Source organism: Streptomyces zaomyceticus (assembly GCF_014656215.1).
In the GTDB taxonomy this organism is placed as follows: domain Bacteria; phylum Actinomycetota; class Actinomycetes; order Streptomycetales; family Streptomycetaceae; genus Streptomyces; species Streptomyces zaomyceticus.
In genome coordinates this window covers 1-16,143 of sequence record NZ_BNBZ01000044.1, presented here as the reverse complement: position 1 = coordinate 16,143, position 16,143 = coordinate 1, and the positions used below count along the sequence as shown (strand labels likewise).

At 72.7% G+C, this 16,143-nt stretch carries 14 protein-coding genes; 10 read left to right on the top strand and 4 right to left on the bottom strand.

Annotated elements, in window-relative coordinates:
• The first annotated feature begins 4 nt into the window (after positions 1-4).
• The 3 genes from IE311_RS33845 to nudC all read left to right on the top strand — a co-directional run bounded on the left by IE311_RS33845 (position 5) and on the right by nudC (position 6,115).
• Positions 5-3,526: a UvrD-helicase domain-containing protein gene (locus tag IE311_RS33845; protein ID WP_189835713.1), complete on the top strand. Its 3,522-nt coding sequence runs from the start codon at positions 5-7 to the stop codon at positions 3,524-3,526.
• A 166-nt stretch (positions 3,527-3,692) separates the two neighbouring features.
• Complete coding sequence (locus tag IE311_RS33840) at positions 3,693-5,111, top strand: dipeptidase (protein WP_189835712.1); 1,419 nt, start codon at positions 3,693-3,695, stop codon at positions 5,109-5,111.
• A 38-nt stretch (positions 5,112-5,149) separates the two neighbouring features.
• Positions 5,150-6,115, top strand: coding sequence for an NAD(+) diphosphatase (nudC, locus tag IE311_RS33835; RefSeq protein ID WP_189835711.1), 966 nt, complete (start codon positions 5,150-5,152; stop codon positions 6,113-6,115).
• 62 nt (positions 6,116-6,177) lie between these two features.
• Here the strand turns inward: nudC and IE311_RS33830 are convergent, their stop codons facing one another.
• Both IE311_RS33830 and IE311_RS33825 read right to left on the bottom strand, forming a co-directional pair.
• Positions 6,178-7,299 (bottom strand): acyltransferase family protein, encoded by a 1,122-nt coding sequence (locus IE311_RS33830; RefSeq protein WP_189835710.1) that lies wholly within the window; start codon positions 7,297-7,299, stop codon positions 6,178-6,180.
• Positions 7,300-7,643: 344 nt separating this feature from the next.
• A complete protein-coding gene (locus IE311_RS33825; RefSeq protein ID WP_189835709.1) occupies positions 7,644-7,886 on the bottom strand; it encodes a mycoredoxin in 243 nt (80 codons plus the stop codon).
• A 149-nt stretch (positions 7,887-8,035) separates the two neighbouring features.
• Here IE311_RS33825 and IE311_RS33820 point away from each other — a divergent pair, with 149 nt between their 5' ends.
• The 5 genes from IE311_RS33820 to IE311_RS33800 all read left to right on the top strand — a co-directional run bounded on the left by IE311_RS33820 (position 8,036) and on the right by IE311_RS33800 (position 11,898).
• On the top strand, positions 8,036-10,216 hold the full coding sequence (locus IE311_RS33820; protein ID WP_189835708.1) for an ATP-dependent DNA helicase UvrD2: 2,181 nt from the start codon (positions 8,036-8,038) through the stop codon (positions 10,214-10,216).
• Positions 10,217-10,401: 185 nt separating this feature from the next.
• The gene (locus IE311_RS33815; protein WP_189835734.1) at positions 10,402-10,740 is read left to right on the top strand and encodes a hypothetical protein; all 339 of its coding nucleotides are present in this window, start codon (positions 10,402-10,404) and stop codon (positions 10,738-10,740) included.
• A gap of 173 nt (positions 10,741-10,913) precedes the next feature.
• Complete coding sequence (locus IE311_RS33810) at positions 10,914-11,285, top strand: WhiB family transcriptional regulator (protein WP_189835707.1); 372 nt, start codon at positions 10,914-10,916, stop codon at positions 11,283-11,285.
• On the top strand, positions 11,282-11,608 hold the full coding sequence (locus IE311_RS33805; protein ID WP_189835706.1) for a hypothetical protein: 327 nt from the start codon (positions 11,282-11,284) through the stop codon (positions 11,606-11,608). Before IE311_RS33810 ends, IE311_RS33805 begins: the two co-directional genes overlap by 4 nt.
• A gap of 107 nt (positions 11,609-11,715) precedes the next feature.
• Positions 11,716-11,898, top strand: a complete 183-nt coding sequence (locus IE311_RS33800; RefSeq protein WP_189835705.1) for a hypothetical protein — start codon at positions 11,716-11,718, stop codon at positions 11,896-11,898.
• A gap of 59 nt (positions 11,899-11,957) precedes the next feature.
• Here the strand turns inward: IE311_RS33800 and IE311_RS33795 are convergent, their stop codons facing one another.
• Positions 11,958-13,313 carry an ABC1 kinase family protein gene (locus IE311_RS33795; RefSeq protein ID WP_189835704.1) on the bottom strand — a complete coding sequence of 452 codons (1,356 nt, stop codon included), beginning with the start codon at positions 13,311-13,313 and terminating at the stop codon, positions 11,958-11,960.
• Positions 13,314-13,354: 41 nt separating this feature from the next.
• The gene (locus IE311_RS33790; RefSeq protein WP_189835703.1) at positions 13,355-14,548 is read right to left on the bottom strand and encodes a TOMM precursor leader peptide-binding protein; all 1,194 of its coding nucleotides are present in this window, start codon (positions 14,546-14,548) and stop codon (positions 13,355-13,357) included.
• A gap of 200 nt (positions 14,549-14,748) precedes the next feature.
• On the opposite strand from IE311_RS33790, the gene IE311_RS33785 reads away from it, so the two are divergent.
• A complete protein-coding gene (locus tag IE311_RS33785) occupies positions 14,749-15,324 on the top strand; it encodes a M48 metallopeptidase family protein (RefSeq protein WP_189835702.1) in 576 nt (191 codons plus the stop codon).
• A 126-nt stretch (positions 15,325-15,450) separates the two neighbouring features.
• On the top strand, positions 15,451-16,143 hold a 693-nt coding region (locus IE311_RS33780; protein ID WP_189835701.1), incomplete at its 3' end, for a TerD family protein.

Here is a 16,143-nt window from a genome sequence, read left to right as displayed (position 1 = left end):
TGAGGTGACCGCACGCATCACCGACCCCGAGCAGCTCAAGGAGCTCCTCGGGATCCCCTTCACCCCGGAGCAGACGGCCTGCATCACCGCGCCGCTCGCCCCGCACGTCGTCGTGGCCGGAGCCGGATCCGGCAAGACGACGGTGATGGCCGCCCGGGTGGTCTGGCTGGTCGGCACGGGCCAGGTCGCCCCCGAGCAGGTCCTCGGCCTCACCTTCACCAACAAGGCCGCCGGTGAGCTCGCCGAGCGCGTCCGCACCGCCCTCGTCCGCGCCGGAGTCACCGACCCCGACGTCATCGACCCGGACGACCCGCCGGGCGAGCCCCGCATCTCCACGTACCACGCGTTCGCCGGCCAGCTCCTCACCGACCACGGCCTCCGCATCGGCCTCGAACCCACCTCGCGGCTCCTCGCCGACGCCACCCGGTACCAGCTCGCCGCGCGTGTCCTGCGCGAGGCCCCCGGTCCGTACCCGGCGCTCACCCGTTCCTTCCCGACCCTCGTCACGGATCTCCTCGCCCTCGACGCCGAGCTCGCCGAGCACCTCGTCCGGCCCGAGACACTCCTCGCGTACGACTCCGAGCTGCTCACCGCCCTCGAAGGGGCCAGGCTCAGCAACGCCGAGCTGCGCAAGATCCCCGAGGCGGCCACCGCCCGCCGGGAACTCCTCGACCTCGTCGTCCGCTACCGCGCCGCCAAGCGCTCCCGCGACCTCCTCGACTTCGGCGACCAGATCGCCCGCTCCGCCGAGCTGGCCACCACCCGGCCCGAGGTCGGCGAGATCCTGCGCGAGGAGTTCCGCGTCGTCCTCCTCGACGAGTACCAGGACACCTCCGTCGCCCAGCGGCTGCTGCTCTCCGGCCTCTTCGGCCAGGGCACCGGAGGCCGGGCCACGGGACACGCGGTGACCGCCGTCGGCGACCCCTGCCAGGCCATCTACGGCTGGCGCGGCGCCTCCGTCGCCAACCTGGACGACTTCCCCGAGCACTTCCCGCACGCGGACGGCCGCCCCGCCGACCGCTACGCGCTCTCCGAGAACCGGCGCAGCGGCGGCCGTCTCCTCGACCTCGCCAACGGACTGGCCGCCCCGCTGCGCGCCATGCACGCGGGCGTGGAGGCGCTGCGGCCCGCGCCCGGCGCCGAGGCCGACGGCAGCGTCCGCATCGCGCTCCTCCCCACCCACGCCGAAGAGATCGACTGGCTGGCCGACTCCCTCGCCCATCTCGTCCGCACCGGCCGCGAGCCCGGCGAGATCGCCGTCCTGTGCCGTACCGCCACCGACTTCCCCGCCATCCAGGCGGCCCTCGTCGCCCGGGACGTGCCCGTCGAGGTCGTCGGCCTCTCCGGGCTCCTCCACCTGCCCGAGGTCGCCGACCTGGTCGCGGTCTGCGAGGTCCTCCAGGACCCGGGGGCCAACGCCGCCCTGGTCCGCCTCCTCACCGGCCCCCGCTGGCGCATCGGCCCCCGGGACCTCGCCCTCCTCGGCCGTCGGGCCCGCCTCCTGGTCCACCGGGGCGGCGAGGACCCGGACCCCGAGCAGCGGCTCGCCGCCGCCGTCGAGGGAGTCGACCCGGCCGAGGTCGTCTCCCTCGCCGACGCGCTCGACACCTTCCTCGGCTCCGGGGGCGCCGCCGACGACGGCCTGGCGTTCTCCGCCGAGGCCCGGGTCCGCTTCGCGCGCCTCGCCGCCGAACTGCGCTCCCTGCGCGGCTCGCTCGCCGACCCCCTCATGGACGTCCTGCACCGGGTGCTCTCCGCGACCGGCCTCGAAGTCGAGCTGTCCGCCTCCCCGCAGGCGCTCGCCGCCCGCCGCCGCGAGACCCTCGGCCACTTCCTCGACATCGCCGCCGGCTTCGCCTCCCTGGACGGTGAGGCGAGCCTCCTGGCGTTCCTCGGTTTCCTGCGGACGGCCGTCCAGTTCGAGAAGGGCCTCGACAGCGCCCTCCCGGGCGGCGAGAACACGGTCAAGGTCCTCACCGCCCACAAGTCCAAGGGCCTGGAGTGGGACGTCGTCGCCGTCCCCGGCCTGGTCACCGGCCAGTTCCCCAGCGCGCGCGCCCGTGAGTCGTGGACCTCCCAGCCCCAGGTGCTCCCGCACGCCCTGCGCGGTGACACGGCCACCCTGCCGGTGATCGACACCTGGAACGCCAAGGCGCTCACGGCCTTCAAGAACGAGATGCGGGACCACCAGCACACCGAGGAGCTCCGCCTCGGCTACGTCACCTTCACCCGCCCCCGCTCCCTCCTCCTCGGCTCGGCCCACTGGTGGGGCCCGTCCCAGAAGAAGCCCCGCGGCCCCTCGGACTTCCTCACCGCCCTGTACGAGCACTGCGAGGCGGGCCACGGCGAGATCGAGGCATGGGCGGAGGAGCCGGAACCGGACGCGAAGAACCCGACGCTGACGGAGACGGACGGTGACGAGGCCTGGCCCCTCCCGTTGGACGCGGACTCCTTCGAGCGCCGCCGGGAAGCGGCGGAGCTCGTCCGCCGGCGGCTGTGGGCGCTCGCCCCGCAGGATGAGGAGAGCACCCCCGTCGCCCCGCGGGACGGAGGGAGCACTCCCGGAGGAGACCCGGAGGACCTCTGGCCCGAGGAGGGCGGACCCGCCCGGCACGAGGGACCCGCCCGGTACGAGCGATCCACCCGGTACGAGGGACCCGCCCCGGACGAGGAGCCCACCGTGGACGAGGGACCCGCCCCGGCGGAGGAACCCGTCTGGGACGAGGAACCGGTCTGGGACGACGAAGGGTTCCCCGAGGACACCCACGCGGACGCGGTCCCCGCTCCCCGCGAGCCCGGCCGCGCCCCCGCCCTCACCCCCGAAGAGGCACGGGCCGTCGCCTCCTGGGACCGCGACCTCACCTCCCTCACCACCGAACTCCGCCGCGCCCGCGCCACCACCCGTGACGTGGTGCTCCCCGCGTACCTCTCCGCGTCCCAGGTCCTGCGTCTCGCCGCCGATCCCGACGGCTTCGCCCAGGAGCTGGCCCGGCCCATGCCGAAGGCGCCGCAGCCGGCGGCCCGTCGCGGCACCCGGTTCCACGCGTGGGTGGAGTCCCGGTTCGAGGAGCTGCCGCTGCCGTTCCTCGGCCCGGAGGACCTGCCCGGCGGGGAGGACTTCGCGGGCGAGCCGGAGATCCTCGACGAGCGGGACCTCGACGAGCTCAAGGAGGCCTTCGCCCGTACCGCGTACGCCCATCGCACCCCGTACCGCGTCGAGGTCCCCGTGCACCTCTCGCTCGGCGGCCGGGTCGTCCGGGGCCGGATCGACGCCGTCTACCGGGACCCGGAGTCCGGCGCGTACGAGATCGTCGACTGGAAGACCAGTCGGCTGCGCAGCGCCGACCCGCTCCAGCTCGCGATCTACCGGCTCGCCTGGGCCGAGCAGCACGGCCTGGCGCCGGAGGACGTGGCCGCCGCCTTCGTCTACATACGGACGGGCGAGGTCGCCCGCCCCACGCGGCTGCCCGGCCGGGCGGAGCTGGAGGCCCTCCTGCTGGGAGGGGCGGCACCGGACGCCGGGTAGCGCCCCTCGTCGGGAGGGGCACCCCGGCGCGGGGTACGGCCTCCTGCCGGGAGGGGCGACCCCGGACGCCGGGAAAGGCCGCTGCCGGGAAGGGGCGACGCCCGGACGCCGGGCAAGGCCCTCCTGCCGGGAGGGGCACCCCCGGGCGCCGGATAGGCTCAAGGGCATGAGCGAGACCCCGGACAGCGCCGTCCACGCCGTACGCACGTACATCGAGCAGCACCGTGCCGCCTTCCTCGGCGACCTCGCCGACTGGCTGCGCATCCCTTCCGTGTCGGCGCAGCCGGACCGGGCCGGGGACGTACGGCGCAGCGCCGAGTGGCTCGCCGCCAAGCTCACGGAGACCGGCTTCACCACCGTCGAGGTCTGGGAGACCGACGGCGCACCCGCCGTCTTCGCCGAGTGGCCCTCCGGTGACCCGGACGCCCCGACGGTCCTCGTCTACGGCCACCACGACGTGCAGCCCGCGGCCCGCGAGGACGGCTGGCACACGGACCCCTTCGAGCCCACCGTGGTCGACGGCCGGATGTACGCGCGCGGGGCGGCCGACGACAAGGGGCAGGTGTTCTTCCACACCCTCGGCGTCCGCGCCCACCTCGCCGTCACCGGCCGCACCGCGCCCGCCGTCAACCTCAAGCTGATCGTCGAGGGCGAGGAGGAGTCCGGCTCCCCGCACTTCCGCGCCCTCGTCGAGGCCCACGCCGAACGGCTCGCCGCCGACGCCGTGATCGTCTCCGACACCGGCATGTGGTCCGAGACCACCCCGACCGTGTGCACCGGCATGCGCGGGGTCGCCGACTGCGAGATCGAGCTGTACGGCCCCGACCAGGACATCCACTCCGGCTCCTTCGGCGGCGCCGTGCCGAACCCGGCCACCGTCGCCGGCCGGATCGTCGCCGCCCTCCACGACGAGCACGAGCGCGTCGCGATCCCCGGGTTCTACGAGGGCGTGACCGAGCTCACCGACGCCGAACGCGCCCTCGTCGCCGAGCTGCCCTTCGACGAGGACGCCTGGCTGCGTACGGCGAAGTCGCACGGCACGCTCGGCGAGGCCGGCTTCTCCACCCTGGAGCGGGTCTGGGCCCGCCCCACCGCCGAGGTCAACGGCATCGGCGGCGGCTACCAGGGCCCCGGCGGCAAGACGATCGTCCCCGCCTCCGCCCAGCTCAAGCTGTCCTTCCGGCTCGTCGCCGGTCAGGACCCGGCCAAGATCGAGCTCGGGGTACGGGACTGGCTCGCCGGCCTCGTCCCCTCCGGCATCCGGTACGAGATCGTCTTCGGCGCCCCGACCCGCCCCTGCCTCACCCCGCTCGACCACCCCGCCCTCAAGGCGGTCGCCGGGGCCATGAGCCGGGCCTTCGACGGCGCCAAGGTCCGCTACACCCGCGAGGGCGGCTCGGGACCGGCCGCCGACCTCCAGGACGTCCTGGAGGCACCCGTCCTGTTCCTCGGCATCTCGGTCCCGTCCGACGGCTGGCACGCCCCCAACGAGAAGATCGAGCTCGATCTCCTCATGAAGGGCGTCGAGACGACCGCGCACCTGTGGGGCGACCTGCCCGCCGCCCTCCAGGCCGCCGAGCGCTGAACCCACACACCGAAACCCGGGGGAGTTGGAAGCAACCTGTGAGCACCTTGAAGAACGCGTCAGCCTCCAGGAGCGCGTCGGCGGACCGCCCGATCTCGCTCACCGCTCCGAGCGGCATCGACCGTGCCGCGCACCACCGCCTCGACGAGGCGTGGCTGGCGGCGGCCTGGAGCCACCCCACCACCCGGGTCTTCGTGGTCTCCGGGGGGCAGGTGCTGATCGACGACCTGGCGGACGGCACCACGGAGCTCGTCATGACCCCGGCGTTCGAGGCCCCGGTCACCGAGACCCACCGCTACTTCCTCGGCACGGACGCCGACGGCGTCTCCTACTTCGCGCTCCAGAAGGACTCCCTGCCCGGCCGCATGGACCAGTCCGCCCGCCCCGCGGGTCTCCGCGAGGCCGGACTGCTGCTCTCCGACCGGGACGCGGGCCTCATGGTGCACGCCGTGGCCCTGGAGAACTGGCAGCGACTGCACCGCTTCTGCTCCCGCTGCGGCGAGCGCACGGTCATCGCCGCGGCCGGGCACATCCGCCGCTGCCAGGCCTGCGGCGCCGAGCACTACCCGCGCACCGACCCCGCGGTGATCATGCTGGTCACGGACGAGGAGGACCGGGCGCTCCTCGGCCGCCAGGTCCACTGGCCCGAGGGCCGCTTCTCGACCCTCGCCGGCTTCGTCGAGCCCGGCGAGTCCATCGAGCAGTCGGTGGTCCGCGAGGTCTTCGAGGAGGCCGGGGTCACGGTCGGCGAGGTCGAGTACATCGCCAGCCAGCCCTGGCCCTTCCCGTCCAGCCTGATGCTGGGCTTCTTCGCCCGCGCGACCTCCTCGGAGATCACCGTGGACGGCGAGGAGATCCACGAGGCCCGCTGGTTCTCCCGCGAGGACCTGGCCGCCGCCTTCGAGTCGGGCGAGGTGCTGCCCCCGTACGGCATCTCGATCGCCTCCCGTCTGATCGAGCGCTGGTACGGCAAGCCGCTGCCGAAGCCCGGCGACGTGATCTGAGCCGGTCCCGCACCTGAGGACGTCCCCGCCCGCACGGCCGGACGGGGACGTCTCCGCGGTGCTCACCGACGGAGCAGGTGACGCCGAAGGCTCCGGCCGAGCGGCCGCTCGACGAGACGGTGGACCAGGTACGACAGCACGAGCATCCCGAGCAGCACGGCGGTGAGCAGCACCCCGGGGGAGACCCGCGCCCCGAAGCGCGCGAAGAACTCCCAGCCGATGACCTCGTGCAGCAGGTACAGGGGATAGGTCAGCGCCCCGGCCACCGGCAGCCACCGCCACCGTATGCCGGAGAGCCTGCCGGTCGCGACGAGCGCCATCACCCCGAAGAAGGCGGCGAGCACGACGAGCACGGGCCACGCCGGCCGGTCGCCGAGGAAGGTGAGCCCCTTGAACTTGTCGATGGAGGGCGCGAGCGAGGCGCAGTAGCAGACGCCGACGACGCCGAAGAGCATCAGGTTCGGGCGGAAGCGGTACATCAGGTAGAAGGCCATGCCCGCGATGAAGAACCAGCTGTACTCGGGCATCAGCAGCAGCCGCAGGGGGCCGGGCGCGGCCGGGGTGACCAGGGCACTCGCCGCTCCCCACGCGCAGCAGAACAGCAGCACCCGGCGGTAGGTCAGGCCCCACCAGGCGAGCACCGTGAAGAGCAGGTAGAAGCGGAGCTCGGCGAAGAGGGTCCAGTAGACCGCGTCGACGGGGTCGGCGCCCAGCGGCTCCTGGAGCATCGTCAGATTGGTGACGATGTCGTTCCAGGGCAGGTGCTCGCGCCCGCCGGGGATCACCGCGACGGTGACGGACGTGGCGACGACGGCGAACCAGTACGCCGGGTAGAGACGCGCCACACGGGAGACGAAGAAGTCCTTCACCGGCCTGCCCCAGCCGCTCATGCAGATGACGAAGCCGCTGATGAGGAAGAAGAACTCCACGCCGAGGTAGCCGTACGAGGCCACGGAGTAGGTGCCGGGGAAGAGCCGCTCGACCGGCGCGGGCCAGCCCTCCCCGAAGGCGAGGTAGTGGTAGCCGACCACCATGAGGGCGGCGACGAGACGCAGGCCGTCGAGGACGTGGAGGCGTCCGCGGCCTCGGCCCGCGGCGTCCGGTCCGGTGTCCGGCCTGGTGCCCGGCACGCGGCTCCAGGACACGGGCGCGGCGAGAGGGGCAGGGGCTGTCTGGTTGAGCACGAGGTATCCCACCTGGATATGCAGTCGCAAATCTCGGTCGGGACGAGAGCATAGGGGCGCTGACGGAAGCCGCACAAAGACAGGGCAGTGTGTGACGCTCTTCACGAACGGGGGGTGTTCATGGGGTTCGCGCAGGCGAAATCCCCGTCGTACGGTACCTGCCGACCGGTCCCCGTCACCCCCGGTGCGCCGCCGCTCCTCGCAGTCTCCGCAGGGGCGTTTCGCGATCTTCACCCGAACCCCTCGGGATCTCCTCGCCGCCCCGGACGCGCCCCCGCACGCACGGAACCCCCGGCCGGTCGTGTCACCGGTCGGGGGTTCCGTGCGGGGATCCGCGGAAGGGCTCAGACGCCGAGGGCCTGCTTCACCTGGGCGAGGCTCGGGTTCGTGAGGGTCGAGCCGTTCGGGAAGAGCACGGTCGGGACGGTCTGGTTTCCGCCGTTGGCCTTCTCGACGAACGCCGCCGAATCGGGGTCCTGCTCGATGTTGATCTCCGTGTACGCGATGCCCTCGCGGTCCATCTGGCTCTTCAGCCGACGGCAGTAGCCGCACCACGTGGTGCTGTACATCGTCACAGTGCCCTGCATGGCGAGGCGCTCCTCTTGGTTTCGCTGACGGGTGCCGAGAGGAAGAACGTACGCCCTGGTCCGGCCATTCCCGGAATTCGTATGACCGGCGGCACCCGCCTGTGGACAAGCCTCCGCGTCGAGCTCGGCCGACCTGGCAGCATTGGAGGGTGACAGCAGCAACGCACTCCACTCTCTTCCCGCAGGTCCCGGAGACGGCCGACGCGGTGCTCGACGGGCTCGACCCCGAGCAGCGCGAGGTCGCCACGGCCCTGACCGGCCCGGTGTGCGTGCTGGCGGGAGCCGGCACGGGCAAGACGCGGGCCATCACCCACCGCATCGCCTACGGGGTGCGGGCGGGCATACTCCAGCCCGGCAGTGTGCTGGCCGTCACGTTCACCAACCGCGCCGCGGGCGAGATGCGCGGCCGGCTCCGGCAGCTCGGCGCGGGCGGAGTCCAGGCCCGGACGTTCCACTCCGCGGCCCTCCGGCAGCTCCAGTTCTTCTGGCCGAAAGCCGTCGGTGGAGATCTGCCCCGGCTCCTGGAGCGGAAGGTCCAGCTGGTCGCCGAGGCGGCGGCCCGTTGCCGGGTCCGGCTCGACCGCAACGAGCTCAGGGACGTCACCGGCGAGATCGAGTGGGCCAAGGTCACCCAGACCGTCCCCGCCGACTATCCCGCCGTCGTCGCCAAGTCCCTCAGGGACGCACCGCGCGACCCGGCGGAAATCAGCCAGATCTATGCCATGTACGAGCAGCTGAAGCGCGACCGCTCGGTGATCGACTTCGAGGACGTGCTGCTGCTCACCGTCGGCATCCTCCAGGACCGGCACGACATCGCCGACCAGATCCGAAGCCAGTACCAGCACTTCGTCGTGGACGAGTACCAGGACGTCTCCCCGCTCCAGCAGCGGCTGCTCGACCTGTGGCTCGGCGACCGCGACAACCTCTGTGTCGTCGGCGACGCCAGCCAGACCATCTACTCCTTCACCGGTGCCACCCCCGACCACCTGCTGAACTTCCGCACCCGGCACCCCGGCGCCACGGTGGTCAAGCTCGTCCGCGACTACCGCTCCACCCCGCAGGTCGTCCACCTCGCCAACGGACTGCTCAGCCAGGCCCGCGGCCGGGCCGCCGAGCACCGCCTGGAGCTGATCTCCCAGCGCGACCCGGGCCCCGAGCCCACCTACACGGAGTACGCCGACGAGCCGACCGAGGCCGAGGGCACCGCCCGCCGCATCCGGGACCTCGTCGCCGCCGGCGTCCCGGCCGGCGAGATCGCCGTCCTCTACCGGATCAACGCCCAGTCGGAGGTCTACGAGCAGGCACTCGCCGACGCCGGGGTGCCGTACCAGCTCCGCGGCGCCGAGCGCTTCTTCGAGCGCCAGGAGGTGCGCGAGGCGGGCATCGCCCTGCGCGGCGCGGCCCGCGCCGGAGGCAACGACTCCCTCCTCGACAACGCCGAGGACCTGCCCTCGCAGGTCAGGGCCGTCCTCTCCACCAAGGGCTGGACCGGTCGACCGCCCGCCGGCTCCGGCGCCGTCCGCGACCGCTGGGAGTCCCTCGCCGCACTCGTCCGGCTCGCCGAGGACTTCGCCCGCGCCAGGTCCGGCGCCACCCTCTCCGACCTGGTCGCCGAACTCGACGAGCGGGCCGCCGCCCAGCACGCCCCGACCGTCCAGGGCGTCACCCTCGCGTCGCTGCACGCCGCCAAGGGCCTCGAATGGGACGCCGTCTTCCTGGTCGGCCTCACCGAGGGCATGATGCCCATCACCTACGCCAAGACCGACGAGCAGGTCGAGGAGGAGCGCCGCCTGCTGTACGTCGGCGTCACCCGCGCCCGGCTCCACCTCACGCTGTCCTGGGCGCTCTCCCGCTCCCCGGGCGGTCGCGCCAACCGGCGCCCCAGCCGCTTCCTCAAGGGGCTGCGGCCCGGCTCAGGCTCCCTCGGCACCGTGGTCGGCGGCGCGTCCGGCTCCGTCGAGCGGGCCGTCGGCGCGGCCGGCCGGCGCAAGCCGCGCGGCCCCGTCCTGTGCCGGGTCTGCGGGGCGACCCTCACCGAGGCGGGCGCCATGAAGCTCATGCGCTGCGAGGACTGCCCCTCGGACATGGACGAGGCCCTCTACGAGCGGCTGCGCGACTGGCGCTCCGAACAGGCCAGGGAGCTCGGCCAGCCGGCGTATTGCGTGTTCACCGACAAGACCCTGATGGCCATCGCCGAGCGGGTCCCCGCCACCGGCGGAGAGCTCTCCGCGATCTCCGGCGTCGGTGCCCGCAAGCTCGACCGCTTCGGGGACGACGTCCTGGCCATCTGCGCAGGTGAGGCGGGAGGGACGGGGGCCCACGAGAGTTGAGGAAAACTCGTGGGAAAAATAGTTTGCGCCTGCCCCGTCAAGCCCCATAGGTTCTTAACCACGGAAACAGCGGCTTCTGAGAAGCCCTGTCTCTGTGCTGTACTTGTCCAAATAAACATGAGGGTCCGGCTCACCCCCGAGCCCTCCGAGACGCCGAGAGGAGGCGATTCCGCGTGATCAGCAACATGATTCAGACCAGCACCGCCAGCTTCGTCAGCCGTGCCGGCTCCGTCAGCACCGTCAAAATGACCGATCGCTCCGTCGCCTCCGCCTGCTCGCTCGGCCTCTCCGCCTCGGCGTTCATTGGCACCGGTCTGCCCGTCTCCGGCCTTGCCGGTCTCGGTATGCGGCCTGCCGTGGAACTGCGCAATGAGCGACCGACCAAGGCACTGGAAGCAGGAGCGGCAGTCAAGGCCACGGCCTATGGCTTTGCGGCGACCGGTGCCGGAACCCAGCAGACGACGACGCACCACCACAAGATGTGGGCCTTCCGTGGGCTCGAACCCTGGAGTGATCCAGTCTGATCCATGATCAGACCGGCGCCTTCAGGGCCGCGGAACCCCACCCGGGATCCGCGGCCCTTTTGTTTGTCCTCGAACGGGGACGACGACACGAGGACGCCTCGGGACAGCCACACCCGGTACCAGCCGAAACCCCGGTCAACAGGCCGGAAACGACCAGACGAGGAAAGACCACCGTGCAACTCGAAGCGCACGCCCCGTCCGTACCGCCTTCCGCATCGATCGCCCAGCCCGGCCGCCCCACGGAGGACCCCGCTTTGACCCCCCTCACCACGCTCACCGCGCTCGACGACGCCATCGAGAACCTCGGCGTCCCCGTTCCCTGTCGCGCCTACGACCCCGAGGTCTTCTTCGCGGAGTCCCCGGCCGACGTCGAGTACGCGAAGTCCCTCTGCTCGACCTGCCCCCTCGTGGCCGCCTGCCTGGCCGGCGCCAAGGAGCGGCGCGAGCCGTGGGGCGTCTGGGGCGGCGAGCTCTTCGTCCAGGGCGTGGTCGTCGCCCGCAAGCGGCCCCGCGGCCGTCCGCGCAAGAACCCGGTCGCGGCATGAGCGCCACCGGAACCATCGACCGCCCCCTCACGCACGATCCCCAGAAGCAGGCCCCGATGACCTCTTCCACCAGCGAGCCCGCCGGCTCCGCCACCCCAGTCTTCTCCCCCTCCGCCGCGCCCACCGCGCGACGTCAGAACAGGACCCGCGAAATGCAACTCATCCCAGAAGCCCTGGCCCGTGCCCATATGCACGAGCGACAGCGTGAGGTCGACGCGGAACGCCAGGCCGTGCGCCTGGTCGCCGCCCGACGCATGCAGCGGCGCGCCGAGCGCGTCTCGCTGCGCGCCCGCCGCGCGCTGGCCATGGCCGTCATGCACTAAGTGATCCCGCGCCCCCAGGGGCGTCGTCGCGGGGGCCGGTCCCGAGGGACCGGCCCCCGCGGTGCGTTGTCGGCGCCGGGGTGCTTCGTCGGGTTATCGTCACGAGGGTGAACGACGCCCGTACCCCCGAGGGACCCCTCGCCTGCGCGCGCTGCGGCAAGACCACCGACACCCTGCCGCTGACCTGGACCTGCTCGGTCGAGAACGGCAAGCGCACCTACTTCTGCGAGGACTGCGCCCGCACCAACATCCGCGCGATCGAGGGCCGCCTCGACTCCTCCTGGTGGTGAACCTCCAGGAGTGTCCCGCCGATCGGGCAGAGCTCGGGGCGTGATCGGCGGGCCGCCCCCTACCTCTCCGCGGGCGTGGGCTCCACGAAGCCCGGCAGCCACTCCTCCAGCTCGGCCCGGAGCCGCACCGTCGCGTTGAGCTGGCACAGGACCCCGATCGTGCTCAGGGTCACCCGGTGTATGAGCAGATACGAGGGCGGCAGATTGAGCTGCTTGCCCAACTGGTGCGCGGGGGAGCGCATATCGGCGATCCGGGCCGCCTGCGTACGCATCCAGCCGCGGGTGAAGAGGAAGGACTCCGCCTCCGCCGGTTCGATGATCGGCAGCAGGTACTCCAGGACCGCGTCCGGGTCCAGCTCGACGGACTCCTTGACGAAGCCGTCCTCGCGCAGCAGCCGGTAGACGGTCTCCGCCTCACCGGCGAGGGTCATCCGCAGACAGGTGCCGATCGTCTCCGGCAGCCCGCCCGGCAGCCGGTCCACGGTGCCGAAGTCGAGCACCCCGAGCCGCCAGCCCTCCGGGCCCCCGTCCTCGTCGGCACCCGGCAGCAGCCGGAAGTTCCCCGGGTGCGGATCCGCGTGCAGCAGACCGGTGCGCGCGGGGCCCGAGAAGAGGAAGCGGGCCAGGAGCTGACCCGCCCGGTCCCGCTGAGCCGGCGTGCCGTCCGCGATCACCTCCGCGAGCGGGACACCGTCCATCCACTCGGTCACCAGGACCTGATCCGCCCGGTGCACCACCGCGGGCACCACCACGTCGGGATCGTCCGCGAACTCCTCCGCGTGCTTCTCCTGGGCCGCCGCCTCCAGGGCGTAGTCCAGCTCCTCGGAGACCCGGTCCCGCATCTCGGTGATCAGCGGCTTGATGTCCATCCCCGGAATCAGCGGGCCGAGCAGCCGGGCGAAGCGGCTCAACTGGGCCAGATCGGAGAGCAACGCCTCCCCGGCGCCCGGGTACTGCACCTTGACCGCGACCTCGCGCCCGTCGTGCCACACGGCCCGGTGCACCTGCCCGATCGAGGCGGCCGCCGCCGGCTTGTCCTCGAACTCCAGGAACAGCTCGCGCCACTCCGCGCCCAGCCGTTCCTCGAGCACCGCGTGGACCGTTCGCGTCGGCATCGGCGGCGCCGCGTCCTGAAGCTTCGTCAGCGCCGCCCGGTACGGCCCGGCGATCTCCTCGGGAAGGGCCGACTCGAAGACGGACATCGCCTGCCCGAACTTCATGGCGCCGCCCTTGAGCTCGCCGAGCACCTTGAACAACTGCTCGGCCGTGCGCTGCTGGAGCTCGCGGGCGACGAGTTCGGCCGATCTGCCGCCGATCCGCTTGCCCAGGCCCCAGGTGGCCCGGCCCGCGAAGCCGAGAGGCAACGCGGCCAACTTGGCGGTCCGGGTGACCGCCTTCCGGGGTAGATCAGACATACGCCCCTCCAAAACCCAGACTGCCGTGCCGCGCAGGGCCGTTACCCCGCCATTGTGTCCTGCGCGTCTCCGGCTGCCGAGGCGCGCACCCCCTCTCCCTCGCGCGCCGCGCCGCAGGGGCAGGCCGGATGGGGTCTCAGCCGCTCCGCCCGCCACTCCAGCAACGGCAGTGACGCCTCCCACCGGGTGCCCGTACTCGCCGGGAGATCACCGTCCAGAAAGGCGAGGGCGTGCGCCGCGGCGAGCCCCGCCACCGCCGTCGCCAGTCCCAGATCGCAGGCGGGCAGCGGATGCGGGGCGCCGGAGCGCCACTGGGCGAGCAGCCGGGGCCAGGCGGGCTCCCGGTCGATCCGATCCTCCTGGAGGCACCGGGCGCACGCCGTGCCGCCCGGCAGCACGAGCGGTCCCACCGTGCCCGTCGCCTCCAGGACGCCGGCGTAGAGATGAGGGGTGCCGGTGGCGACCCATCGCTCGGCCGGGAGCGGATCGGGGACGTACGCGCCGAGCCCGTCCCGAGGTGTCACCACCACGAGTGACAGACCGACTTCACCGAAGCCCTCACCCGATCCACTCCGACCGCCCGGGGCCGACCCGCCCGATCGGCCCGCCCCCCTCCGGTCACCCGGGCCGCCCCGGCTCCTCCGCCACCGGCCGACCAGCCGTCGGGCCGCCGTCGCCCGGCGCTCGCCGACCGCCTCGGCCGGAAGTCCGCCCGGCGCCGTCTCCCAGGGCTCGACCCGCCCCGAGTCGACGACCTCGACCCCGCCCACCCCCGCCGCCGCGAGCAGCGCGGCCACCGTCGCCCCCACCCGCCCCGCGCCCCGGACCTGCACGCGCAGGGACCCTCGGGCCGCCAGTGTCCGCACCGCCCGCTCCGGCGCGGGATGGACCACGGAGAGGGAGGCCAGGTCGGCACGGAGCGGATCGAGGCCGGGATCCACGGCGCCGGCGGTCGGGCCCGCCCTCCCCGGACGCCCGGTCGAGGCGTCGGCGAGCAGCCCGGCCGACTCCAGCCGACCGACGAGCGCCTCCAGATGCTCCTCGGGCAGACCGAGCGCCCGTGCCTCGGCCCGGAGCGACTCCGTCCCGCGGGTGCCGTCGAGCAGTCCGAGCAAAGTCCCCGTCTCCCGGTCGACCGGGTCGAGCACCACCGCGTGCGCGGGGGTGATCCCGAACTGGACACGGCGCAGACTCCGCCAGGCCCGCCGCAGCGCCGGCTTCACCATCGGATGCATTTCCCCCGCCCCCGCATTCATGATCGACAACGGCCTTTCGCCGTCCCGATCCGAGAATGCCCCGCCGCCGTGACGACCGCCGAAAGTTGTCCACAGGCAAGAGGAATAGTCATTCAAATGGTGCGCACGGCGGGCGGATCGTTGTCGAAACCACTCCCGAGGCGGGACTTACCCCGCTGACAGCGGGTAACGTCGGGGCCGTGCCCGCCGACCCACAGCGCAGCGTGACCGACACCCCGCACCGCGGTGCGGGGACGAGTGCGGTCGAGGTCCGCAGAAGCCCACGGCGGAGCAGAACGGTCTCCGCCTACCGCGAGGGCGACCGGACCGTGGTGCTCATCCCGGCCCGGATGTCCGAGGCGGAGGAGCGCCGCTGGGTCGGCGTCATGCTGGACAAGCTCGCCGCCCAGGAGAGCCGGAGCGTCCTCGGCGACCGCGAGCTGACCGAGCGGGCGCTGCGCCTGTCCGAGCAGTACTTCGACGGCCGGGCCCGGCCCGGCTCCGTGCGCTGGGTCACCAACCAGAACACCCGCTGGGGCTCCTGCACCCCCTCCGAGGGCAGCATCCGCCTCTCCCACCGGCTCCAGGGCATGCCCGAGTACGTCGTCGACTACGTCCTCCTGCACGAGCTGGCCCATCTGCTCGTCCCCGGGCACGGACCCCGGTTCTGGCGGCTCCTGGAGGCGTACCCCCGCACCGAGCGGGCGCGCGGCTATCTGGAGGGCGTGGTCGCCGCCGGCCGGCTGCCGCACCTCACCGGCGCCGCCGAGGAGTGACGCCGGCGGCGGGTGCGCGTGTTTCCCGATTCCGTACCGAAAACGACCCGGCCTGTCTCAATGCCGCACTCAGCGGTTAGCCTGTCGCGAGCATTCGCCATTCGGGATGGGGGACGGTCGTAACGCATGGCCAGGGAATTTCAACGCGGCCACAAGGCCAAGATCAGTGATCTCACCGCCGGAACCGATCTGTACGTCGGCGTGCAGATCGCGGCTCCCGGACTGACCTTCGACATCAGTTGCTTCGGACTCGACGCGGACGAGCGGCTCTCCGACGACCGCTATTTCGTCTTCTTCAACCAGCCGAAGACACCTGAGGAATCCGTCCAGCTGCTCGGGGCGCAGTCCGGTGACACCGAGTCCTTCCGCGTGACTCTCGACCGTATCCCCGCCAACATCCACAAGCTGTCGTTCACCGCGACGATCGACGGCGCCGGTCAGATGTCCCAGGTCGGCCCCGGCCACCTGCGGATCGTCGCCGGCGGCGAGGAAGTCGCCCGGTACGCCTTCACCGGCGCCGAGTTCACCACCGAGCGCGCGGTCATGCTCGGGGACTTCTACCTCAAGGACGTGTGGCGGTTCGCCGCCGTCGGCCAGGGCTTCGACGGTGGCCTCGACGCGCTCCTGCGGAACTTCGGCGGCGAGGTCGCCGAGGAGGAGCCCGCCGCGCAGCAGCAGGCCGCGCCCGGCTTCGCCCCGCCGCAGCAGGCGACGGCGCCCCCGGCCTTCGGAGCCCCCGCGGCCCCGGCCCCCGCGCCGGCCTTCGGCGCACCCCAGGCCCCGGCTCGTACTCCCTGTCCTCGTCCCCGAAGAGCGCGA